Consider the following 22,477-nt stretch of genomic DNA (forward strand, 5'->3'; position numbering starts at 1 on the left):
ACGTCCGTGCACGGGAACGACGGTCCCTCCGTGGGGGCGGCATCGCCCCCGCGCGGCGCGGCGGGCGCGCCACGCACCAGCCTGTCGACCAGACTGCACCACGCCGGATCGTCCCGCTCGGGGACATCCGCGCGACCACGCAAACCCAGCCGGAATTCCACCACGGACTTCCATTCGTCGGAACCGAGGTCCGGCCCGTGGCCCTGCCCGTCACTGGTGGGGATACTGCCGTCAATCAACGCCACCCATTCCGGCGAGCAAGGGATGACGGGCGTTGCGGGCGCGACCCCGTCCGCCCGCTGCCCACCGGCTGCCATCACCGCACCAGCAGAGATGGCCAGTTGGCAGGCCACCATCCATGCGGTCATCCATTGCCTGAACGCCATGCTCACTCCATCATGTGCCGGTTGGCCCGACAGCCATCAACCGTTCCGGCCCGAAAGCGTGGCCGGAACCCCACGCCCTGCTCCCCCGGCACGTGGTTCGACCACGTACGACTGGGCGGATCAGGTGTGACTGACCGCCCCCATGCGTTCCTGGGCAGAGACACGGCCATGGCCGTGCCCTCAGGCTGGGGGCCCGCAACTTGACGCATACTACGATTGGGAGCAGAAATTGTCATGATCGGTATTGGTTCGGGGTTGTGCAGATTCACTGCACCTTCCCGGCTGGGTACAGCCACTCGCCAGCAAACGGAAAGGAGCATGCATCCATGAAAGTTCGCGCGCAGATACCCACGGTCAAGAACGCAACAAATTTCAATACGGTGGCGGACAGCAAGACCGTTGTGGGCAGCACCCTCGACAACCTCAAGGCCGCCATTGCCGGTGAAACCGGAGCCCACGCCAAGTACACGGCCTTTGCCAAGGCCGCCCGCGAGCAGGGCTACACGCAGATCGCCCGGCTTTTCGAAGCCACGGCGGCGGCCGAGCTGATCCACATCGATCTTGAGTATACCCTGGTGGCCGAAATGGAACCCGGCTACGTGAAGCCCGCGGTGGCCGCGCCCGCCGCCAGGGCGTGCGACCTCAACCTCATTTCCGGGGCCAACGGCGAAATTTACGAAACGTCGGACATGTACCCGGCCTTCATCAGGAAGGCCCAGGAAGAAGGGAACAGCAAGGCCGTCCACGTGTTCACGCGGGCCAAACTGGCCGAATCCGTGCACGCCGAACGCTACCTGGCCGCCTACAACGACCTGGATGCGCCGGACGACGACACGTTTTACCTGTGTCCCATCTGCGGGTACATCCACAAGGGTGAGGACTTCGAGAAGTGTCCCATCTGCTTCCGCCCCAAGAGCACCTTTACGGCGTACTGAGCGAAGGCCGGAACAGTTTATCGGGTACGCGGGCCGCGCAATTGCCCTGCGAAAATCCGCCCACGGCAGGCGCGATACGGGAAGGACGCCGGACCCGGAACGGAAAAAGGGTTCCACAGTGATGTGGAACCCTTATCCTTTCTGGTGGAGCTGAGGAGAATTGAACTCCTGACCTCTTGAATGCCATTCAAGCGCTCTCCCAACTGAGCTACAGCCCCAGGCGTGTTGGGACGCACCGGCTTGGCCGGGCGCGGAGCAGACATTGCCCCAGCACACCGGGTTTGTCAACAATCAGGGTGGAAAATCGCGCGGCGGGGCGCATCTTCGCTGCCCCGTTCCGCACCGCAGGCCTTCATCCCGCCTTCACGACGATCCGCAAGGGAAAACCCCCGCCGCCCTTGCGGGCGCGACGGGGGTTTTGAAACGGGTGGGTCAGATGGCCCGGATGCGCTCCGGGCTGTCGCATCGTCTCGGTGCGATTACCATCCGTTCACGCTGCCCTGCCCGGGGCGTTACGCCACCGGCTCGTAGAAGCAGCGTTTGGGCGAGTGGATCTTGCCAGCCTTCTTCAAGGCGTCGATGGCCTTGGAAACGTCCTTGGAATCCACGGCAAGGGCCTTGGCGATGTCGCCGGGACGCACGGGCTTTCCCGCTTCCTTCATGGCTTTGAGAACCTGATCTTCCATGGATGTACTCCTTTCTGAGTTAATCAGTAATAATTACTGATAATAAAATGGGCGCCACTCGTCAACCATTTCACCGCATACCACTCCATTTTTCCACCAATCACAGACCTTGCCGCCACCCTAGCACGCCCACGCCGCGCGCTCCAAGCCATTGCCGCACCTGCTCGCCCCGGTTCTCGCTCCACTGTCCTTTCGGGGCATTCTTTCCCAAAGGGCCATGGTGCGTTGGGTCCACGCACCACTGCCCAACGACAACGCTTCGTGCGTAGAAGCATGTGCCGCCGGGCCTTGGCGGCGGCACATGCGTCGCAACGGGCTCCGCCATGCCACCGGGAGCGCCACGCGCATTGGCGTCACCGGTGGCAGATCGCCCGAAGGCGCCTTGCGCCGTAGGGAAGCCGCCCGGCTTAGAATGCGGTGCAGGACGCCCGTGGCTAACGGCACCCTCGCCTCGACATTACGGCGAGAGCCTCGTGCGCATTGGCGTCACCGGTGGCAGATCGCCCGAAGGCGCCTTGCGCCGGAGGGAAGCTGCCATCGAAGGGACGCCGCGCATGAAAAGCTGGGGGTCCAGGGGAGGCGAAGCCCCCCTGGAGCGCGGGGATGCAAGGGGCCATCGCTCAATGGCCCCTTGCCCGCCGGAGGCATAACGAAATCGAGCGTGGTCTATTTGGCTGGCGTGACTCCGTAGAAGCTGCCCTCCTCTTCCTCCTTTCACCCCTCCCCCCTCCCCTCCCACACCCCGTTGACCGCCCCACCATTGCACCGTACACCCTTTCCACATGCGCCGCGCCCGCCGCGCGTTACCCCGCGCCCTCCTCGCGCTGCGCATGCATCGCCCGCCGCACCACACGCCGGGCCGCCATACCGACCACCAAGGAGACGCCGCATGACCGCTTCCGCCAACTCCATGGCCCGCACCCCCGTGGCCGATGCCCTTACCGCCCAGGCCCCCGTGGCGCACATCCGCATCTGCGGCTGGGTGCGCACCCGGCGCGACGCCAAGGGCTTCTCGTTTCTCGAAATCAACGACGGATCGTGCCTGGCCAACATCCAGTGCATCGTGGACGAGGCCCTGCCCGACTACGCCGTGATCAAGGACGTGAACACCGGCGCTGCAGTGGACGTGCGCGGCGAACTGGTGGAATCGCCCGGCAAGGGCCAGAAGTGGGAAGTGCGCGCCGCCGCCCTGACCCTGCTGGGCGGCGCCGACGCGGAAACCTATCCGCTGCAGAAGAAGCGCCATTCCGACGAATTCCTGCGCACCATCGCCCACCTGCGCGCGCGCACCAACAAGTTCGGCGCGGCATTCCGCATCCGGTCCGAGGCCGCCTACGCCATCCACGAATTCTTCCGCGAGCGCGGCTTCTTCCACGTGCACACGCCCATTCTGACGGGTTCGGACTGCGAGGGCGCAGGCGAGATGTTCCGCGTCACCACCCTGCCCGCTTCCGGCGCATCAAGCACCCCGGTTCCGCCTTCCGGCAACCGCTTCGAGGCCGACTTCTTCGGCAAGGAATGCAACCTCACCGTGTCCGGCCAGCTGGAGGCCGAGGCGCTGGCCATGGGCCTTGGCAAGGTCTACACCTTCGGACCCACCTTCCGCGCCGAGAACTCCAATACCGCCCGCCACGCTGCGGAATTCTGGATGATCGAGCCGGAATTCGCCTTCGCGGACCTGAACGACGACATGGAACTGGCAGAAGCCATGACCCGCACCGTGGTCACCCGCGTGTTGGAACGCTGCGCCGCCGACATCGAGCTGTTCGACCGCTTCGTGGACAACGGACTGATCGAACGGCTGCGCACCATCGCGGACCAGCCCTTTGCCCGGGTGTCCTACCGAGAGGCCATCGAACTGCTGAAGGCTTCCGGCAGGAAGTTCGACTATCCCGTGTCCTTCGGGCTGGACCTGCAGACCGAGCACGAACGCTACCTGGCCGAAGAACATTTCGGCAAACCGGTCATCGTCTACAACTACCCTAAATCCATCAAGGCGTTCTACATGCGCCTGAACGACGACAACGAGACCGTGGCCGCCATGGACGTGCTGGTGCCGCGCATCGGCGAACTGATCGGCGGCAGCCAGCGCGAGGAACGGCTGGACGTGCTGGAAGCGCGCATCCGCGAAATGGACCAGAACCCCGACGACTACTGGTGGTACCTGGACCTGCGGCGCTTCGGCTCCGTGCCGCACGCGGGCTTCGGCCTGGGCTTCGAACGGCTGCTGATGCTGCTGACCGGCATCGCCAACATCCGCGATGTGGTGCCCTTTCCCCGGACACCCGGCAATCTCGAATTCTAAACTTCGTCTCAAAAATCTCACGTACGCGCGGCGCCGGGGCAACCCCGCGCCGCGTTTTCATTTTCCGCGTCGCCCACCCACCCGCAAAGCAAGCAATAGCACCATTTTTTCGCCACCCCCATTGCCCAGTCCCCACCGAGCGGGTATGGTAATGGCAAGTCCGTCTGCCCGGCCCTGTGTGCACCGCCTTGCCGCGCGCTGTCACGCCGCCGCATTCCCCACAAGGGAGCGGGGGGACGGACAAGGGGAATACATGATCAAGCCATCTCGCATTCTGCTGGCCATTGACGGAACCCAGGGTTCCTACCGTGCGGCGCGCCAGGCCGCCCTCATCGCCAACCTCACCGGAGCGGAGGTCATTCTTCTGCACTGCGCCGACCCGCACCCCTCGCTGTCCCTGTCTTTACCCATTGGCGAAACCGGCGGAATGCACGAACTTTCCGGATGCGCGGCGCCCTCCACCCACGAACGGGTGGGGCCCGCACGCGACATCCTGCAGGACCATCAGGTCCGGTACATGGAGCACACCGTGGAAGGCCCGGCGGCGGAAACCATTCTTGGCATGGCCCAGCGCGAGCACTGCGACCTCATCGTCATGGGACGTCATGGCACCGGCTCCACCGACGAACCGGACGTGGGCCGCACTGCGGAACACGTGGTGCGCGAAGCGCCGTGCACGGTGATGGTGGCCGCCTAGAGGCTCTTGCAAATTGTCTTCGCTCGTTGGCCGAAGCGTGGCCGTTGAGCGTGCTTGCGATCCCTGCGGGCAGGTTGCGCAACGCGGTCGGGCAGCCCCGGCATCCGCTCCGCATCGCCCGTCGGCCCACATCTCTTTTCCGGCCCCTGAAACGACGCGACCGCCGCTCCCCCCTGCGGGGAACGGCGGTCGCACCGCGTGGGCCTTCCTGCTGCGTCTAGCGCCCCTTGCGTAACTGGCGGATGCGCGTATCCACCACCATCTCATTCGGATACGTCTCGCGCACCGATTCGAACACGGTCAGCGCATCCGCGTTCTTGCCCTGCTGTTCCAGCGCATCGCCCAACAGGAACCCGGCCAACGCCTTCAACTCCTTCTCCGCGCCCGGCATGGCCAGAATCTGTCGCGCCAGGTCCGCCCCGCGTGCAAAATGCTCCATGGCCATCTGCACGTCGGCCAGGTCGTACAGACATTCCGCGCGGCGAGCCTCCACGGCCTTCAGTTGCAGACACTGTTGCAGCACATCCTCCGCAATGCCGAACTCGCGCCGCGAGGCATGAATGCGCGCCAGCCGCCGATGCGCCCGGGCATTCTCGTCGCCCGGCAGGTCCGGCACCTCCATCAGCTTGCGCCACACGTCCGCCGCCCGGTCCCAACGCCGGGCCGTCTCCAGCAGGCCGCCCAGCCGCACCAGCACTTCGCGCGCCTTGTCACCGTCCATGCCGAACTCAAGGTACATGGCCTCCAGCAACTCCATGGCCGCCTTGTCGTCGCCCCGCACGTCCTGAGTGATCTGCACCAGCCGCTGCCACGCCTCCCAACGCTCCTCACCCTCCGGGTTCAAACGCAGGTACCGCTCCAGCAACTTCTCCGCCTCGCCGTACCGCCGCTCGCCCGCCGCCTTGCGCGCATCCGCCATGTCGTCCGGCGGCGCCGCCTTCTCGCAGCCACTGAGTATCAAAAGTATTATCAGGAAAAGAATGGACATGGGGAGGGAGAACCTTTTGTAAAAGGTTCTCCCTCCCCATACCCCTCCCTCTCCCAAACTTCTCAATTGGGTGGGCGCACAGAACATCAATGATCCGAACATACGCATTCCGGTGCCCCTCAGGATAAAAACGAATCTGCTGGTATACCTATTAAAAAGTTTTGAAGGGAGTGGAGGGGGTACGGGGGAGGCGAGGGAAACTTTTCCAAAAGTTTCCCTCGCCTCCCCCGATTCATCCTCTCTTCCCGGACTATTCCTCGCCGTCCACCACTTCACGTTCGTCGATGCGGTCAAAGCCGACCACGAGGGCGCCTTCGTCCAGACGCACCAGGCGCACGCCCTGGGTGGCGCGGCCCACGCTGCGCACGTCGTTGAGGCCCATGCGCAGGATCTTGTTGGTGGAGGTGAGCAGGACAAGGGCGTCATCGTCACGCACGGGCATGGCGCCAATGACGTCGCCGGTCTTGGGGGTGACCTTGAAGTTCTTGACCCCCACGCCGCCGCGCGACTGCACGCGGTACAGGTCGGCCTTGGTGCGCTTGCCGAAGCCGTTGGCCGACACGGACATGATCATGGAGGTGGTGTCTTCCTCGGCCAGGATGACGCAGGCCACCACGCGGTCCTTGCCGCGCAGGGCGATGCCCTTGACCCCGGTGGCGCTGCGGCCCATGGGCCGGACGTCCTCGCACTGGAAGCGGATGGCCATGCCGTCGTTGGTGGTGAGCACGATGTGGCAGTGCTCGTCCACCTCGCGCACCATGATCAGCTCATCTTCGGGGCGCAGGCCCACGGCGATGAGGCCGGTCTTGCGGCACTTGGCGTACAGCGAGGCGCTGGACCGCTTGACCATGCCGCGCCGGGTCACGAACAGGAAGTACCGGTCCTCGGCGAACTCGCGCACGGTGAGCACGTTGGTGACCAGTTCGTCCTTGTCCAGCTGCACCAGGTTGGCGATATGCACGCCCTTGGCCGTGCGGCTGCCTTCGGGCACTCGGTGCACCTTGATCTGGTGCATGCGGCCATGGTTGGTGAACAACAGCAGGTACTGGTGGTTGGTGGTGGTCAGGAAGTCCTGCACGAAGTCGTCTTCGGAGGTGTGCACCCCGGCAATGCCCTTCCCGCCACGGCGCTGTTGCTGGTAGTTGTCCAGCGTGGTGCGCTTGATGTAGCCGCGGCGCGACAGGGTGATGACCACGTCCTCGTCGGGGATCAGGTCTTCGATGTCGATGCCGTCCAGCTCTTCTTCCAGCACCTCGGTGCGGCGCTTGGTGGCGAAGGTGTCGCGCAGTTCGCCTATTTCCTCGCGGATGACCGAGCGCAGCACTTCGGGGTTTTCCAGAACCGACCGGAAGAATTCGATCTTCTTGAGCAGTTCGTTGTATTCCTCGATCAACTTTTCGTGTTCGAGGTTGGTCAGGCGCTGCAGGCGCATGTCCAGGATGGCCTGGGCCTGGGCCTCGGACAGCTCGAAGCGGCCCATCAACGCGTCCTTGGCGTCCTGCGGCGTCTTGGACGCGCGGATCAGGGCGACGACCTCGTCGATGTTGTCGAGGGCGATGCGCAGGCCTTCCAGGATATGGGCGCGCGCCTCTGCCTTGCGCAGGTCGTACCGGGTGCGACGGATGATCACCTCGCGCCGGTGTTCGAGGAAGATCTCCAACGCCTGCTTCAGGTTCAGCAGCTGCGGGCGGTTGCCCACCACGGCCAGCATGTTGATGCCGAACGAGCTTTCCAGCGGCGTGTACTTGTACAGCGCATTGACCACGATGTCGGGGATGGTGCCGCGTTTGAGGTCGATGACCACGCGGATGCCCTTGCGGTCCGATTCGTCGCGCAGGTCGGCCACGCCGTCGATCTTGCGCTCGTTGACCAGCGCCGCGATCTTCTCCACCAGGCTCGACTTGTTGAGCGCAAAGGGAATCTCGCGGATGACGATGGCCTGCAGGCCCTTCTTGCGCTCTTCTATCTCCACCTTGCCGCGCACCTTCACGGTGCCGCGCCCGGTGGTGTAGGCATCGTACAGGCCCTGCCCGGCGTAGACGAAGCCCGCCGTGGGGAAGTCCGGACCCTTCACATGGTCCATCAGGTCTTCCACGGTGCAGCCCGGCTCATCCACGATGTGCAGCAGGGCTCCGCACAATTCGCCCAGGTTGTGGGGCGGGATGTTGGTGGCCATGCCCACCGCGATGCCCGACGAACCGTTCAGCAGCAGGTTCGGCACCTTGGTGGGCAGCACCGAAGGTTCGAGCAGGGTGTTGTCGTAGTTGGGCCTGAAGTCCACCGTCTCCTTGTCGATGTCGGCAAGGAATTCGCCCGCCAGGCGGGACATGCGCACTTCGGTGTATCGCATGGCCGCCGCGGCGTCGCCGTCGATGGAGCCGAAGTTTCCCTGCCCGTCCACCAGGGGATCGCGCATGGAGAAATCCTGCGCCATGCGGACCAGGGCGTCGTACACGGCGGAATCGCCGTGCGGGTGGTATTTACCGATGACGTCACCGACCACGCGCGCCGACTTCTTGGGCGGGCGGGTGTAGCCGTTGCCCAGCTCGTGCTGGGCGAACATGATGCGACGGTGCACCGGTTTCAGGCCGTCGCGCGCATCCGGGATGGCGCGGCCGATGATAACGCTCAGGGAGTACTCGAGGTACGACTTCCTGAGCTCCTTTTCTATGCTGACCTGTTGCGACACTGGTTTGCCTCGCTTCTCGATGGGCTGTCACTATTGCGGCCATGCCCGGAGAGAACAGATTTTTACTGAGCCTCCGGCGGTCTGACGACAACCATGGAGGGGAGATGTTTTTTACGCCTCCGGCGGGCAGGGGGCTATCGCGCGCTGCGATCGCCATCCGTAAGGTTCGCGCTACGCGCTCACCTAACGGCTGCCGTCCCCTGCACCCCCTCAATAGGGAGAATAACCACCCCGATAAAAAGTTTGGGGGGGAGGGGTCCGGGGAGGGAGACCCTTTCCAAAGGGTCCCCTCCCCGGCACTCGCCAAACTCTTCTAGATATCCAAATCCTGCACGGACAGGGCGTTGCGTTCGATGAACTCGCGGCGGGGTTCCACCCGATCGCCCATGAGTTGTTCGAAGGCTTCGCTGGCTTCTTCGGCGTCGTCCACGGTGACGCGGAGCAGGGTGCGGTTTTCCGGGTTCATGGTGGTCACCCACAGCTGTTCCGGGTTCATTTCGCCCAGGCCCTTGTAACGCTGGATGTTGATGCCCTTGCGGGCCTCGTCCAGCACCAGGCGGAACAGGTCGAAGATGTCTTCGGCGTCGCTGGTTTCGCCCTTGCGGTCCACGGTGCAGCGCAGGCTGCCGCAGCGGGTGCGGATGTCGGCAAGGGCGTCCCAGGCCTGGCGGTACATCTTGGAGTGGAAGAACTCGGCCCCCACGCGGGTGCGGTGGCCGTTGGTGTCTTCGAAAACCACGAAGGTACGGCTGTCCTCGTCGGTGTCTTCGCGTTCCGCGAACACGGAGTAGCCCCGGTCGTCCAGCCACTGGCGCAGGCCGTTGGGGTCTTCCTCGGTGAACCACTGGGGTTCGATGCGGGTTTCGTACTCGATGAAGGCCAGGAACAGTTCGCGCGCGATGCCGATGTTTTCCACGTCGCGAACCTTGGCGGACACCAGTTCGATGGCTTTCATGAGCGAGATGATGTCCGGCCCGGTGAAGGCGCAGCCCGATTCGGTACGGATGGTGATGTCGTTGCTGATGCGTTCCAGCAGGAACGCGTTCAGCTCCGGATCGTCCTTGATGAACTTTTCGAAGCGGCTGCTGTGCACCCGGTACAGGGGCGGCTGGGCGATGTACAGGTGACCGCGGTCGATGAGTTCCTGATACTGCCGGAAGAAGAAGGTCAGCAGCAGGGTGCGGATGTGCGCGCCGTCCACGTCGGCGTCGGTCATGATGACGACCTTGTGATAGCGCAGCTTGTCGTAGTCGGTGTCGTCCTCGCCTATCCCTGCGCCCATGGCGGTGATGAGGGCCTTCACTTCCTTGTTGGCCAGCATCTTGTCGAAGCGGGTGCGCTCGGTGTTCAGGATCTTGCCGCGCAGCGGCAGGATGGCCTGGGTGGAGGGGTCGCGGCCCTGCTTGGCCGAACCGCCTGCGGAGTCACCTTCCACGATGAACAGTTCCGATTCCGCCGGGTCCTTGGACTGGCAGTCGGCCAGCTTGCCGGGCAGCGAGTTGTCGGACAGGGCTCCCTTGCGGCGCACCAGTTCCTTGGCGCGGCGGGCCGCATCGCGGGCGCGGGCGGCGTCCACGGCCTTGTCAATGATCAGGCGCGCGTCCTTGGGGTTTTCGCCGAAGTGCACGTTCAGCTTGTCGTACACGATGCCGGCCACCAGCCCCGCGATTTCGCTGTTGCCAAGCTTGGTCTTGGTCTGGCCCTCGAACTGGGGCTGCGGCAGCTTGACGGAAACCACGGAGGTCAGGCCCTCGCGCACATCGTCGCCGGAAAGCACGGTGCCCTTCATCTTCTTGACCAGGTCGGGCTGGCCCTTGATGTAGCCGTTGATGGCGCGGGTGAGCGCCGTCTTGAACCCGGCCAGGTGGGTGCCGCCTTCCTTGGTGCGGATGTTGTTGGCGAAGGTGAGCACGTTTTCCTTGTACCCCGCGTTGTATTGCAACGCGAAGTCCACGGTCACCCCGTCGGTCACCCCTTCACCGTCGATGATGGGATGGATGCCGCTTTCGCCGGAGTTCAGGTCCTTGACGAACTGGCGGATGCCGCCATCGGCGCGAAACACGTGGGTTTCCGCGCTGCGCTCGTCGGTGAATTCTATTTCAAGACCCTTGTTGAGGTACGAAAGTTCCTCAAAGCGCTTGCGCAGCGTCTCGTACGAGTACTGCACCGTCTCGAAGATTTCCTCGTCCGGCTTGAAGTGCACCGTGGTGCCGTGGTTGGCAGATTCGCCCAGAAACTCCAGCGGCCCCTGAACCGCGCCACGCGCGAAACGCATGCGGTGGCGCTTGCCGTCGCGGCGCACCGTCACTTCCAGCCACTCGGAAAGGGCGTTCACGCAGCTCACGCCCACGCCGTGCAGCCCGCCCGACACCTTGTAGGCGTCGTTGTCGAACTTGCCGCCCGCATGCAGCTTGGTCATGACGACCTCGACCGCGGGCTTGCCCTCCTTGGGGTGCAGGTCGACCGGGATGCCGCGGCCGTTGTCGCTGACCGTGACGCTGTTGTCGAGGTGCAACTTGACCACGATGCGCGAGCAGTAGCCCGCCATGGCCTCGTCGATGGAGTTGTCCACCACCTCGTACACAAGGTGGTGCAGGCCCCGCGCATCGGTGGAGCCGATGTACATGGCAGGGCGCTTGCGGACGGCAGCCAGACCCTCGAGGATCGTGATGCTGTCTGCGGTATAGGTCTGTCCCGTGGGAGTGGTCATCTTTGGGATCGTCTCCAACTTACGGATTTTCAGCGTTCAAGGCTTGGGGTTGAGGCTTTTTTTACGCCTCCGGCGGGCAGGGACTGCCGCCCCTGCACCCCGCAAAAAGCGTCTGGGTGACTCACCCCGGCGGTTGGCAAAGGTACCGCAGCGGCACTGCGCGCAAGGGGTTGTTTCCAAATTAGAATTTTCGTTCGTTGGCAAGGAAAACAAGCCTGCCATGAGGGAGTATACTCTTATCGTATTCGACCGACATGGCAGGCGAAGTTTGACGCAGCCAACGGGCGAAAGGACAATTTGGATACAACCCCTACACCTCTTCCTCGCTGTAGTAGGTCTCTTCCACGATCTTCATGGGCATGATGATCACGGTGTATTCGCTGTCGTCGCTGCCGCTGAGCCCGCAGGGGCCTTCGCTGCCGGTCAGGGTCAGGCCCAGCCGTTCTGAGCGGTAGTGGCCCATGATTTCGATCAGGTTGCGGGTGGGGAAGGCGATCTTCTTGATGTCGCCGCTGTAGGTGGCTTCCAGGGTTTCGGTGGCCGAGCCCACGTCCTGGCCCTGGGCGGAGAGCACCACGTCACCGCCGCCGCCGTTGCCGTCCAGGTCGAAGTAGGTGCAGCGGTTGGAGTCGGTGTTGAAGATCAGCAGGCGGTCCAGGGCGTCCATGGCGTCCTTGCGGGGCAGTTCCAGCCGGGACACGGAATCGGCGGACAGCTTGGCCAGGAAGTTCATGTAGTCGGGGTACTGGTAGTACGACAGCGGCAGGCTGAAGGTTTCCTTGCCGTCGCCGGTACGGAAGTGCAGGCGCTTTTCGGAGATGTTCAGTTCCACCTCGTCGGTGCCCAGCCACTTCTTCAGTTCGCCCAGGTATTTCTTCTGGATCAGGATGCCTTCGGGCGGCAGCATGGCCATGAGTTCGTCATGGGTAAAGCGCAGCATGGCGAACTGGTGGCCGTTCAGGCCGCAGGCCTCGATGGCGTTCTGCGCGCCGGGCTTCAGGGACAGGCAGGCGATGGCCTCCACCGCGTCCTCGTCGCTGATGCAGAAGGCGATGCGCTCGATGAGCTCCTGCAGGTAGTCGCCGGACCACATCACCGAGCCGTCGGCGGGAAATTCCGAGAAATTCTGGAACCACACCGGGTCATTCACCGGCAGCTTGTACTTGCGGCGACCCTGCTCGATGAGCAGGTTGCCGCTTTCGCCATCCAGCTTGAGAGTGATCTGGCCGCCGGGCAGCTTGCGAAGCAGGTCCACGAAGGCGCGGCCCTGCACGCCCGCCAGGCCGGGCTGTTCGATCTCGGCGGCATAGGCGCCCCGGAACTCGATGTTCGAGTCGGTGGCCAGTACGCTGAGCGAACCGTTCTCGGCCTTCAGCCAGATGGAGCGCAGGTAGGCCGCGCCCGTCTTGGCGGGGATGATGCTGGCGGCCTTCTGCAGGCCTTCGATGACATCTTCCTTCTGGATTCTCAGAAACATATCTGGATCTCCTGTTGTAGTAGCAGGGCCTGTGTCTAGGTGCGTAACCAGTTCAACCTGAGGAAATGAATTGAAATTTCCGCGAACATCACAATGCACCGCGTGGGAACCGAAGGAACAGCCGAAAGGGGGTGGGCGCTCATTCGGCCCGAGTTAGGCACTTTCTTTTGAGGTCGGTCACCAAAAGTTGCATATCTTTGTCACTTTGCTGTAATTGCTTGATTTTTCGTACCGCGTACATGGCGGTGGAGTGGTCCTTGCCGCCGAACACCCGGCCCAGGGCAGGAAAGGAACTGCCCAGCAGTTCGCGGCACAGGAACATGGCCACCTGACGGGCCTGCACGATGTGCTGCTGGCGTTTGTCCCCCACAACGTCGCGGGCCGGGATTCCGAACTGCTCCGCCGTGGCGGCGATGATCGCGTCCGGCGTCAGGCTGTTGCCCGTGCCGTTGTCGGTGTGCCGCAGTATCTGTTCCAGTTCGCGGTCCTGGATGTCGCGGTTGATCAGCTGGCGGTAGGCGCCAACCTTGACCAGGATGCCTTGCAGGTGGCGGAATTCGCGGAACCGCTGGGCCAGCGTGAGGGCGTGTTCCTTTGAAAGCCGGATGTTGCGCGAGCGGCTTTGCTGCTGGATGAACTTCAGCCGCACGTCAAGGTCCGGTTCGCGCAGTTCGACGATCAGCCCCCATTCCAGGCGCGAACGCAGCTTGGGCGGCAGAAAGTCCAGGTCGGCCAGCTTGCCGGTACAGGCAAAGACCATCTGCTTGCCGTTGTCGTGAAAGTGGTCGAAGGCAAAGGTCAGTTCGTCCTGCAGAAAGGGTTGGTCGCGCAGGCGCTGCAGGTCGTCCACCACCAGCACCTCGTGGGCGCACAGGCGGCTGCGGGCCTGCTGTCGTTCCTGCGCCGCCCCGACGCCGGTGGCGGAAAGGCCTTCGAAGCGGGTGCCCAGTTCGTCCACGGAACCGCAGAATATGGCGTTTTCATCGCGCGAGCGGCTCAGTTCGTTGGCGATGGCGCGAAGAAGGTGCGTCTTGCCGTTGCCGTTGCCGCCGCACACCACGAAGGGGTTGTACGCCCTGTCGCGCGGGTCGCGGCCGTCGCGGGCCACTTCCTTGGCCGAGGCCACGGGGAACTGGTTCTTGCGGTTGCTCAGGAAGGTGTCGAAGGTGAACCGCGCGCCAAAGGGGTAGTCCAGCTGGCGGGCAGCCTTTGGGGCCGGCGCCGCCTGGAGCGGGTTGCCGTTGCCCGATGAGTAGCGCAGCACGTAGCCGTCGCCCAGGAATTCGCGCAGCCGCGATTCAAAGGTCACCTGCGCCGTGGCCGAAAACCACTGGGCAAAGAACGAGTGCGGAAACTGGACCTCCAGCCGCTTGTCGTTGGTGCTCAGGGTTATGGCCAGCGGGTCGTACCACTGGCGCAGATCCTGCTCCTGGCAGGTCTGCTGAAGGTGTTGGCGCAGGGCTTTTTTCAACACGGGCGGCGGATTGGTCCTGTGTGAACCCGGCTGGCCGGGCATTGCGGGTGTGGGGAACGCGGACCCAGAAAACGGGTAACGGCGCGTGTCGTCACTTCCGGGTCCGTGAACATTGCCGTGGCGGACGTTGTCTGGTCCGGGCCGCGGCAGCGACTCCCGAAGGGGGGCGGACGCGGTGCGGACCGGCAGGGAAGAAGGCGGCGGATTGCCGTGGCCCAAGTGCGCATCATTATCATATTCATCGATCCCGAACAAGGCCGGGCGTGGGTCCGGACGCGGTGCGGCGGCAAAATGGCATACCGGCGCACTGTGACGGTCTTCAAGCCGGGTAGCTGATGCAGGTCCGCTGTCACGCCGGGAATCGCGGCGTGCGCTTTCGCCCGCGAAGTCTGACGTCGAGATCAGGCAACGCCACGCCGCCAATGGCGGGACCGGCTGTGTTTGACAGGTGCGGGGCAGTGCTCGAAGGGCGCTGCCTTGGCGCGGGCAGGGGGAAGTGAGCGCGACGTGACCGGCGTGAAGGTCGGGGCGAGAGGGCAGGTCGGTTTTGTCGCGCCAGGCTGCCCGCTGGGGCCGCGAGCGCAATATTCCGCATCCCGGTTCGGCCCGGTCCGGTTTCGCGCCTCTGGGGCCGTTTGTGCAACGATGTGCAGAATCAGTCGGTCGTCTGGACAATTCCCCACGGCACGGCTAGGGTTAGCCCGTTCTTTTTCGGTTGGACCCGCCCGCCTGTTGACGCCTGCCCAGGCCCGTCGAGGCCGCGACCCATTGCCGTTCGCTTCAAGATCGCGGCAAGGCACCCCTTCGGGTGTTCCCCCGGGCCGCCACGGCTCGAACCCAGGCCCGCCCGGTTTTGGCCGATTCCGGCCAGTCTGGGCTTTCACAGGCGCGTAGCCCTTGCCGGTCCCATTGTTCTCCGGACCGGGCCAAACTGGGCCAGACCGGGCCAGACTGGGCCTGCGCGGCGCGGGGCCGCCCCATCACCGAAGCGCAGACCGTACCGACATCTTCCGCGCGCCAGGTCCGACTGCCAGGTCGGTTGCCGCCGCCCGGCTGGTTTTCGGGTCTGCCCCGTTGCACGAGGTTTCATGCAGTTGCCTTCCGCCAAGCGTTCCGGAATCGTCCTGTTGGTCATCCTTCTGCTGGTCGCCGCGCCATTCGTGCTGCGGCGCGGACAGCAGCATGCCGACCCCCCCTCCGACATCACGGCGGCTGACGGCAACGCCACCGCGCCTTCCGGGCAACTGCCCCCAGAACTGCGCACCGAAGGTGGGCAGGGCGACGGCCAGCCCGAGGTGGTGCAGGGGGTGGTTTCCTCCGGCGACACGGCGGGCAAGATACTGCAGGAATGGCTGTCCTCCGTGGATGTGCACACCATGGTGGCCGCGTCCGAAAAGGTGTATTCGCTGGCCCGGTTGCGCGCCGGGCAGCCGTACACCGTGGTGGCAAACGCCAGCGTGGGCGGCCTGGAACGCTTCGAATACGAAATCGACGATTCGCAGAAACTCATAGTCAGCAAGACCGACGATTCCTTTGCCGCCCGGGTGGAACCCATTCACTATGACATGGACGTGGTCCGGGTCGAGGGCGTCATCGATTCCAACCTGTTCCAGTCCGTGGCCGACGCGGGCGAATCGCCCACCCTGGCCATTCGCCTGGCCGACATATTTGGCTGGGAAGTGGATTTCATCCGCGACATCCGCGAGGGCGACAGCTTCACCGTGCTGGTGGAAAAACGTTTCCGAGACGGGGAATTCAAGGGGTACGGCCGGGTGCTGGCCGCCATCTTCACCAATCAGGACCAGACCCACCGCGCCTACCTGTTCCACGACGACCTGGGCATCCCGCAGTACTACAACCCGGAAGGGGCATCCATGCGACGCTCGTTCCTCAAGGCGCCCCTGTCGTTCACCCGTATTTCCAGCGGGTACACCTTGACCCGCAAGCACCCCATCTTCCGCGACGTGCGGCCCCATCAGGGCGTGGACTATGCCGCACCCACCGGCACCCCGGTCAAGGCCGTGGGCAATGGTGTGGTGTCATCCGCCGGGTGGGGCAACGGCTACGGCAACCTGATCATCCTGCGCCACGCCAACGGGTACGAAAGCTACTACGGCCACCTTTCCGGCTTCGCGCGCGGAGTGCGCAAGGGCGCCACGGTGAAGCAGGGCGACGTCATCGGCTACGTGGGCGCCACGGGCTGGGCCACCGGTCCGCATCTGGACTTCCGCCTGAAGAAGGACGGCAAGTTCATCAACCCCACCAAGAACATCAGCCCCCGCTCCGAACCCGTGGCCCGCAAGCTGCTGCCCGACTTCCGCCGTCAGATGGACGCCATTCGCCCGTATCTGGACGGCGAGGGCGACCTGGCCACGCTGGATGTGCAGAAGCTTCCCAACATCTAGATTTCGCTGCATATAAATGCGCACACGGCGCGTCGTCCCCTGCGGGGGCGGCGCGCTTTTGTGTTGTGGGTATGGGAAAGCCATCGGAAGGTCACCGGTTGTGGGCGCTGCTTCGACAGCCCGCACTTGGCATCAGCCTTGGGCAATACAGGCGAGGGGGGTGGCGGGGCGTTTCCGGTGCGGCAAGTGACCGATACGCGTGTGTGTGGCGAGACACTGCGGGCAAAGATCGGGCAATTGTTACTGATGTGCGTTTCGCGTGAAACATGCTGTAAAGATGGAAGAAAATATGAACGCGAACGGCGGGTATCGTCATTTCCGATGACATGGCGATGGGCACCATGCAGCGCCATTGTCAGGCGAAATGGTGACATCGTATGTGCGTAAACGTGTTACTTGTTTTAAATAATACATGCTTTTTTGGAACATCATGCGTAGCGCGGCATGCCTGCGCTTGCGCCTGCTGCCCGCGTAACGCTGCGCGGCGGCCATGCGGGGGGAGCAGGTCGACGCTCCCGGTCGTCGGGCAAGCGGGCCGTCAGGATGGCGAAGAGGATCTGGCGGGTGGAACGCCGGGCAGGGCGCAGGCAAGGTTGCGCTGCGCGGGCAGGCGGAAGGGGGGCCGCAGCACCGGCGCGCCCGTGGCCGTGGCGATGGCCGCCAGCATGCCCCGAAAGATGCGCCCATGCACCGGAAGCAGGACATGCCAGTAGGCCAGCCCGGCCAGCCCGCGCGGCAGGAACCAGGACTGCATCCACAACTCCGTGGCTGCGGCGCCCGTGGACGTTGCCACGGCATCGCCGCCATGTTCTGCGTCGGGCACCGGGCGCACCACGAATTCCAGCAGGGCATCGCCGGGCACCTTCATTTCCGCCAGCAGCAGCAGGCGCTTGCCCGGCTGCACGTCCAGCACCCGCCAGAAGTCCAGGGCATCTCCCGTGCGCAGGGTTTCCGGGTCGCGCCTGCCGCGCCGCAGCCCCGGCCCCCCGGCCAGGGTGTCCAGCAGGCCGCGCAGCCGCCACAGGGCGTCATCCTGATACCAGCCGGTATCGCCGCCGATGCGCTCCACCGGCTTCCACACGGCTTCGGGCGTGGCCGCCAGCCGCACTCCCCAGCCATCCCCCAGCAGGTGCCCGCCCGCGTAGTCCGCATCGCCGCAGGTCACCCATTCCGGCACGGCAGGGCTGCCCGCATCGGCCCAGCGGGTGGGCACGGCGTGAGTGCGCAGCCGGTCCAGGGCACGGCGGATGGCCTCGGCGCAGGGCAGCAGATCCTGCGGAATGATGTCGCGGATGCGCGTTTCGCCGCACACCACGCGCTGCCGCAACCCGTGGATGAGCGGGCGCGCCAGCGCCACCGGCACCGGTGTGACCAGTTGCAGCCAGTGGGCGGAAAGTTCCGGCGTCAGCAGCGGCACGGGGATGATCAGCCGCCTGCGCAGGCCCGCCTCGCGCGCGTAGATGTCGAACAGTTCCCGGTAGCTCAGCACGTCCGGGCCGCCGATGTCGTAGGCCTGTCCCGCCGTTTCGGGGTGGTCCAGACAACCCGCAAGGTATTCCAGCACGTTGCTGATGGCTATGGGCTGGCACTGCATGTGGACCCAGCGCGGGGTGATCATGACCGGCAGGCGGTCCACCAGGTAGCGGATGATCTCGAACGAGGCGCTGCCGGAGCCGATGATCTGCGCCGCGCGCAGCACGGTGAGCGGCGCGTCGGACAGGGCCAGTATCTCGCCTACCTCGGCGCGGGAGCGCAGATGCTCGGAAATGCGACTGGGGCCGTGCCCTTCCACGCCCGTTTCCGGAGGCAGCAGGCCGCTGAGGTAGATGACCCTGGGCAGCCCGCTCTGCGTGTCGCGCAGGGCTTGCAGGGCGCGCACCATGCAGTAGGCGGCCTTGCGGTCGGCATCGGCAAAGGCGGCCACGGCGGGGTTCATGGAATGCACCAGGTAGAACGCGGCGTCGCAGCCGCGCAGGGCCTCGCGGAGGGACGGCTCGTCCAGCATGTCGCCGCGCACGATGGTGCATCCGGGGTGGCCCGCCCACGGGCGTCCCGCCAGCTTGGCCGGGTTGCGCGCCAGCGCGCGGACGTTCCAGCCGCGTTCCAGCAGCAGGGGGGCCAGACGACCGCCCACGTAACCCGTGGCCCCGGTGACGAGCACGGCGCCCCGTTTGGGCGATGGGTGGGGCGCGGGAGCTGCGTCCGAACGGGCGATTCCGGCGTGTTCCGATTCCCGATGTTCACCCGGAGCGGTCGGGCCGGTCAGCGGAGTCGGGCCGGTCGGTGGGGTGACAGTCATTGAATGGTCGTCGGACGTACCCTTTGGTGGCGCGGTGTTTGTGGGCATGGGGCATCCTTCTGGCTGTCGGCTGTCGGATGGAGTTTTCGCAGTCTGCCAGCATGGTGCAGCAGTCCGGCAGTACTGTCAAAGGCATGCCGTACGCCGTGCCCCTCCGGAACGAAAAAGGGAGGGAACGCCGCATGGCGTTCCCTCCCCCCTGCGGAGCATATGGGGTGGCGCGGCTATTCGAAGCGGCTCACGCCGGTGATGACCACCATGTCCGCCGGGGCGTCGGTGTGGATGCCCTGGGGCTTGGTCTTCAGCTTCTGGATCTTGTCCACGGTGTCCATGCCTTCGATGACCTGGCCGAACACGCAGTAGCCCCAGCCTTCGTTCGTTTCCTCGGTGTGGTCGAGGTCAACGTTGTCCACGGTGTTGATGAAGAACTGGGCCGCCGCGCTGTGCGGGTCCGCCGTGCGGGCCATGGCGATGGTGCCGCGCAGGTTCTTGAGGCCGTTGTTCGCCTCGTTGCGCACCGGGGCGTTGGTGGGCTTTTCTTCCATGCGCACGGAAAGGCCGCCGCCCTGGATCATGAAGTCCTTGATGACCCGGTGGAAGATGGTGTTCTTGTAGAAGCCCGAATCCACGTAGCTCAAAAAGTTTGCCACGGTGGCGGGGGCCTTTTCGGCATCCAGTTCGATGAGGATATCGCCGGAAGAGGTTTCCAGCAGAATGACGGGATTGCTCATGGGTGTCTCCTGACGGGGAATGTTGCCCCCTCTTTGCCGTCAACCCGCGCGAAACGCAAGGGCCGGGCACTGTCCCGCGCCATCGGGCGCGGCGGACGGTCCAAAAGAACCACCCGCGCGTCTTCTTGCCGCTTGCCTGTGTTGTTCCGCATGGCTACACCATGCTATGGTACCGGCAGCATCCGGCATTCAGCATGCGCCCCGGCTCAAACCCGGCTCGAATCCTGATGCGCCTCTGATGTCGGTCGGAAGCCTGCCGGACCCCGCGCACCCCCAACGCAGCACCCAAGGAGCCACACCATGAAGCTCAGCGTATCCAACTCTCGCGGCAAGGATGCCGCAGGTCGCGACTGGTTCATCCCCGAGGACGGGCGCAAGCAGCTTACCCAGCTGTTCGCCAAGCTGCCGAACCCCGTGGTGCTCGACGTGTTCACCGACGGAGACGAAAAGAACGCCTTCAACGGCTACACCCGCCGCTTTGCCGAAGACCTGTCGTTGATCATCGACAAGATTTCCATGCACCACCACGCGCTGGATTCCGAAGAAGCCAGACGGCGCGACGTGACCCTGTCGCCCACCCTGTTCGTGGGCACGGGGGAAGCGGACCCAAAGCTGGATTACCGCATCCGCTTCACCGGAGCCCCGCTGGGCGAGGAAGGCCGGGCGCTGGTGGAATCCATCTTTCTGGTGTCGCTGCGCCAGTCGGGCCTTACGGAAACCTCGCGGCGCATCCTGTCGCAGTTGCAGGAACCGCGCAGGCCCCGGGTGTTTTCCTCTCCGGGGTGCCCGTACTGCCCCGGCCAGTTCATGCACGCGGCCAAGTGCGCCATCGAGCGGCCCGGCCTGGTGGAGGCGGAATGCGTCAATTCCGACGAATTTCCGGACCTGTCCAAGAAGTACGGCGTGGGCTCCGTGCCGCACACCCAGTACGACGACGCGCACAAGGCCATCGGCCTGATGCCTGAAGAACGCTTCGTGCTGGAACTGGTCACCCTGAAGAACGCGGACGAGCTGATGCGCGAGCACGGCATGGAACCCGGTCACGAAGGGCATGATCATGCCCACGGGGCCCACGGCATGGAACCCGAGGGGCTGGACGTGGTGGAAACCGACATGGTGGTGCTGGGCGCTGGCCCGGCGGGCCTTTCCGCCGCCATCTACGGCGAGCGCAGCGGCATGAAGACCGTGGTGCTGGACAAGTCAGTGGTGGGGGGCCAGGTGACCGTGACCCCGGTGGTGGAAAACTACCCCGGCTTCACCGACATCGCCGGGCTGAAGCTGGTGGAGGTGCTTTCCGCCCATGCCCGCCAGTACGCCACCGTGCGCGAAGGCGAAACGGTGCACGAGGTGAAGATCGGCAAGCTCATCGAGGTGTACACCAACCGCGCCGTGTACCTGTGCAAGGCGCTGGTGTTCGCCACCGGGGCGCAGTGGCGCAAGCTGGATGCGCCGGGCGAGGGCCGCTTCTACGGGCGGGGCGTGTCGTACTGCGCCTCGTGCGACGGGTTCATGTACCGGGGCAAGCGGGTGGCCATGATCGGCGGGGGCAATTCCGCGCTGACCGACGCGCTGCACCTGAAGAACCTGGGCGCGGACGTGTCCATCATCCATCGGCGCGACAGCTTCCGGGCCGAGAAGGCCCTGCAGGATTCGCTGGAGCGCGAAGGCATCGCCGTGATCTGGGATACCGTGGTGGAAGAGATACTGGGCGACACCGTGGCCCCCGTGCGCGAAGGCGACGGAGGGGACGGCAAGGAAGGAAAGGACGGAAAGGATGCTGCCCCCGGAACGGCCCCGGCAGAGCCGGATACCGGCGTGGTGCGCGGTATCCGCGTGCGCAACGTGAAGACCGATGCAGTCAGCGAGTTGCCGTTCGACGGGGTGTTCGTGGCCATCGGGCACATCCCCAATTCCGAACAGGCGGCGGAGCTTGGCGTTGTGCTGGAAAAGGACGGCTCCATCAAGGTGGACCGCCACATGCGCACCAACATCCCGCGCATCTACGCGGCGGGCGACGTGACCGGCGGCGTGCGCCAGATCGTCACGGCGGTGGGCAGCGGGGCCACGGCGGCCTTGGCCGCGTTCGAGGATACCCAGAATCCGTACTGGAAGAAGAAGGGGGAATGAGGGGGGAAGGGCGTGTGCCCTTTTTGATACGGCTTCTACGTAGACAGTCGTACCCTTTTGACCACGCGCGATCTCGTTATGCCTCCGGCGGGCAAGGGGCCATTGAGCGATGGCCCCTTGCATCCCCGCGCTCCGGGGGGCGCTGCCCCCCTGGTCCCCCCAGGTTTTCATGCGCGGCGTCCCTTCGGCGGCAGCTTCACTCGGCCAAAGCGCCTTCGGGTGATCTGGCGGCGGGAATGCGATGTGCGCCAATCTCCCGCAGTTCCTTCAACACTCGGGTTCCCTTGCCCACACCCCCGTTGCGACGCATGTGCCACCGTCAACGCCCGGCGGCACATGCTTCTTCGCACGTTACGTTTTCGTTGAATGGCCAGAGCTCCAACAGTGTTGTTGGCATTAAAAATCAATGGTAATACCTAACCAAAACGGACTAATCCGTTATAAAATCTCTTGCTGGACTTGTCTTCAATGCCTTTAAAAGTATGGGGAACAAGTCCTCACTCCGGTGGTTAAACCGAAAACAAACTTCACCCAGAAAAAGGTGGAAAGTTTTCCTGGGTACACCTCG

At 64.5% G+C, this 22,477-nt stretch carries 14 protein-coding genes and 1 tRNA gene; 5 read left to right on the forward strand and 10 right to left on the reverse strand.

The window, feature by feature from the left end; genetic code table 11:
- Positions 1-386: hypothetical protein (locus FVW20_RS06685; RefSeq protein ID WP_196608819.1), on the reverse strand; the 386-nt coding region annotated here is incomplete at its 3' end.
- Positions 387-712: 326 nt separating this feature from the next.
- Between FVW20_RS06685 and ngr the strand changes: the two genes are divergently transcribed.
- Positions 713-1,321 carry a nigerythrin gene (gene ngr / locus FVW20_RS06690; protein WP_196608820.1) on the forward strand — a complete coding sequence of 203 codons (609 nt, stop codon included), beginning with the start codon at positions 713-715 and terminating at the stop codon, positions 1,319-1,321.
- A gap of 142 nt (positions 1,322-1,463) precedes the next feature.
- On the opposite strand, the gene FVW20_RS06695 is transcribed toward ngr, so the two are convergent.
- Positions 1,464-1,539, reverse strand: a tRNA-Ala gene (locus FVW20_RS06695).
- A 294-nt stretch (positions 1,540-1,833) separates the two neighbouring features.
- Positions 1,834-2,031 carry a DUF8462 domain-containing protein gene (locus FVW20_RS06700; RefSeq protein ID WP_504739146.1) on the reverse strand — a complete coding sequence of 66 codons (198 nt, stop codon included), beginning with the start codon at positions 2,029-2,031 and terminating at the stop codon, positions 1,834-1,836.
- Positions 2,032-2,917: 886 nt separating this feature from the next.
- On the opposite strand from FVW20_RS06700, the gene asnS reads away from it, so the two are divergent.
- Together asnS and FVW20_RS06710 are read left to right on the forward strand one after the other, a co-directional pair.
- Positions 2,918-4,312, forward strand: coding sequence for an asparagine--tRNA ligase (gene asnS, locus FVW20_RS06705; RefSeq protein WP_196608829.1), 1,395 nt, complete (start codon positions 2,918-2,920; stop codon positions 4,310-4,312).
- A gap of 253 nt (positions 4,313-4,565) precedes the next feature.
- The gene (locus tag FVW20_RS06710) at positions 4,566-5,009 is read left to right on the forward strand and encodes a universal stress protein (protein ID WP_196608821.1); all 444 of its coding nucleotides are present in this window, start codon (positions 4,566-4,568) and stop codon (positions 5,007-5,009) included.
- 217 nt (positions 5,010-5,226) lie between these two features.
- Here the strand turns inward: FVW20_RS06710 and FVW20_RS06715 are convergent, their stop codons facing one another.
- The 5 genes from FVW20_RS06715 to FVW20_RS06735 form a co-directional block, all read right to left on the reverse strand.
- Complete coding sequence (locus FVW20_RS06715; protein ID WP_231038930.1) at positions 5,227-5,997, reverse strand: tetratricopeptide repeat protein; 771 nt, start codon at positions 5,995-5,997, stop codon at positions 5,227-5,229.
- A gap of 250 nt (positions 5,998-6,247) precedes the next feature.
- Positions 6,248-8,686 (reverse strand): DNA gyrase subunit A, encoded by a 2,439-nt coding sequence (gene gyrA, locus FVW20_RS06720; RefSeq protein ID WP_196608822.1) that lies wholly within the window; start codon positions 8,684-8,686, stop codon positions 6,248-6,250.
- A 313-nt stretch (positions 8,687-8,999) separates the two neighbouring features.
- Complete coding sequence (gyrB, locus tag FVW20_RS06725) at positions 9,000-11,396, reverse strand: DNA topoisomerase (ATP-hydrolyzing) subunit B (protein WP_196608823.1); 2,397 nt, start codon at positions 11,394-11,396, stop codon at positions 9,000-9,002.
- A 310-nt stretch (positions 11,397-11,706) separates the two neighbouring features.
- Positions 11,707-12,873 carry a DNA polymerase III subunit beta gene (locus FVW20_RS06730; protein ID WP_196608824.1) on the reverse strand — a complete coding sequence of 389 codons (1,167 nt, stop codon included), beginning with the start codon at positions 12,871-12,873 and terminating at the stop codon, positions 11,707-11,709.
- A gap of 139 nt (positions 12,874-13,012) precedes the next feature.
- Complete coding sequence (locus tag FVW20_RS06735; RefSeq protein WP_196608825.1) at positions 13,013-14,347, reverse strand: DnaA ATPase domain-containing protein; 1,335 nt, start codon at positions 14,345-14,347, stop codon at positions 13,013-13,015.
- A 1,088-nt stretch (positions 14,348-15,435) separates the two neighbouring features.
- Between FVW20_RS06735 and FVW20_RS06740 the strand changes: the two genes are divergently transcribed.
- Complete coding sequence (locus tag FVW20_RS06740) at positions 15,436-16,752, forward strand: M23 family metallopeptidase (protein WP_196608826.1); 1,317 nt, start codon at positions 15,436-15,438, stop codon at positions 16,750-16,752.
- Positions 16,753-17,290: 538 nt separating this feature from the next.
- Here the strand turns inward: FVW20_RS06740 and FVW20_RS06745 are convergent.
- Positions 17,291-19,099, reverse strand: coding sequence for an SDR family oxidoreductase (locus FVW20_RS06745; RefSeq protein WP_231038932.1), 1,809 nt, complete (start codon positions 19,097-19,099; stop codon positions 17,291-17,293).
- Positions 19,100-19,275: 176 nt separating this feature from the next.
- Positions 19,276-19,782: a peptidylprolyl isomerase gene (locus tag FVW20_RS06750; protein WP_196608827.1), complete on the reverse strand. Its 507-nt coding sequence runs from the start codon at positions 19,780-19,782 to the stop codon at positions 19,276-19,278.
- A 300-nt stretch (positions 19,783-20,082) separates the two neighbouring features.
- Between FVW20_RS06750 and FVW20_RS06755 the strand changes: the two genes are divergently transcribed.
- A complete protein-coding gene (locus FVW20_RS06755) occupies positions 20,083-21,909 on the forward strand; it encodes an FAD-dependent oxidoreductase (RefSeq protein ID WP_196608828.1) in 1,827 nt (608 codons plus the stop codon).
- The last annotated feature ends 568 nt before the right edge of the window (positions 21,910-22,477 follow it).

This window comes from Nitratidesulfovibrio oxamicus (genome assembly GCF_015731765.1).
Classification (GTDB): Bacteria; Desulfobacterota; Desulfovibrionia; order Desulfovibrionales; family Desulfovibrionaceae; genus Cupidesulfovibrio; species Cupidesulfovibrio oxamicus.

Excerpts from the sequence above, each read along its gene's own strand:
- FVW20_RS06710 (WP_196608821.1), top strand. The coding sequence starts at position 4,566 with ATGATCAAGCCATCTCGCATTCTGCTGGCCATTGACGGAACCCAGGGT.
- FVW20_RS06740 (WP_196608826.1), top strand. The coding sequence starts at position 15,436 with ATGCAGTTGCCTTCCGCCAAGCGTTCCGGAATCGTCCTGTTGGTCATC.
- FVW20_RS06755 (WP_196608828.1), top strand. The coding sequence starts at position 20,083 with ATGAAGCTCAGCGTATCCAACTCTCGCGGCAAGGATGCCGCAGGTCGC.
- gyrB (WP_196608823.1), bottom strand. The coding sequence starts at position 11,396 with ATGACCACTCCCACGGGACAGACCTATACCGCAGACAGCATCACGATC.
- FVW20_RS06730 (WP_196608824.1), bottom strand. The coding sequence starts at position 12,873 with ATGTTTCTGAGAATCCAGAAGGAAGATGTCATCGAAGGCCTGCAGAAG.
- FVW20_RS06715 (WP_231038930.1), bottom strand. The coding sequence starts at position 5,997 with ATGTCCATTCTTTTCCTGATAATACTTTTGATACTCAGTGGCTGCGAG.
- FVW20_RS06745 (WP_231038932.1), bottom strand. The coding sequence starts at position 19,099 with ATGCCCACAAACACCGCGCCACCAAAGGGTACGTCCGACGACCATTCA.
- ngr (WP_196608820.1), top strand. The coding sequence starts at position 713 with ATGAAAGTTCGCGCGCAGATACCCACGGTCAAGAACGCAACAAATTTC.
- FVW20_RS06750 (WP_196608827.1), bottom strand. The coding sequence starts at position 19,782 with ATGAGCAATCCCGTCATTCTGCTGGAAACCTCTTCCGGCGATATCCTC.
- asnS (WP_196608829.1), top strand. The coding sequence starts at position 2,918 with ATGGCCCGCACCCCCGTGGCCGATGCCCTTACCGCCCAGGCCCCCGTG.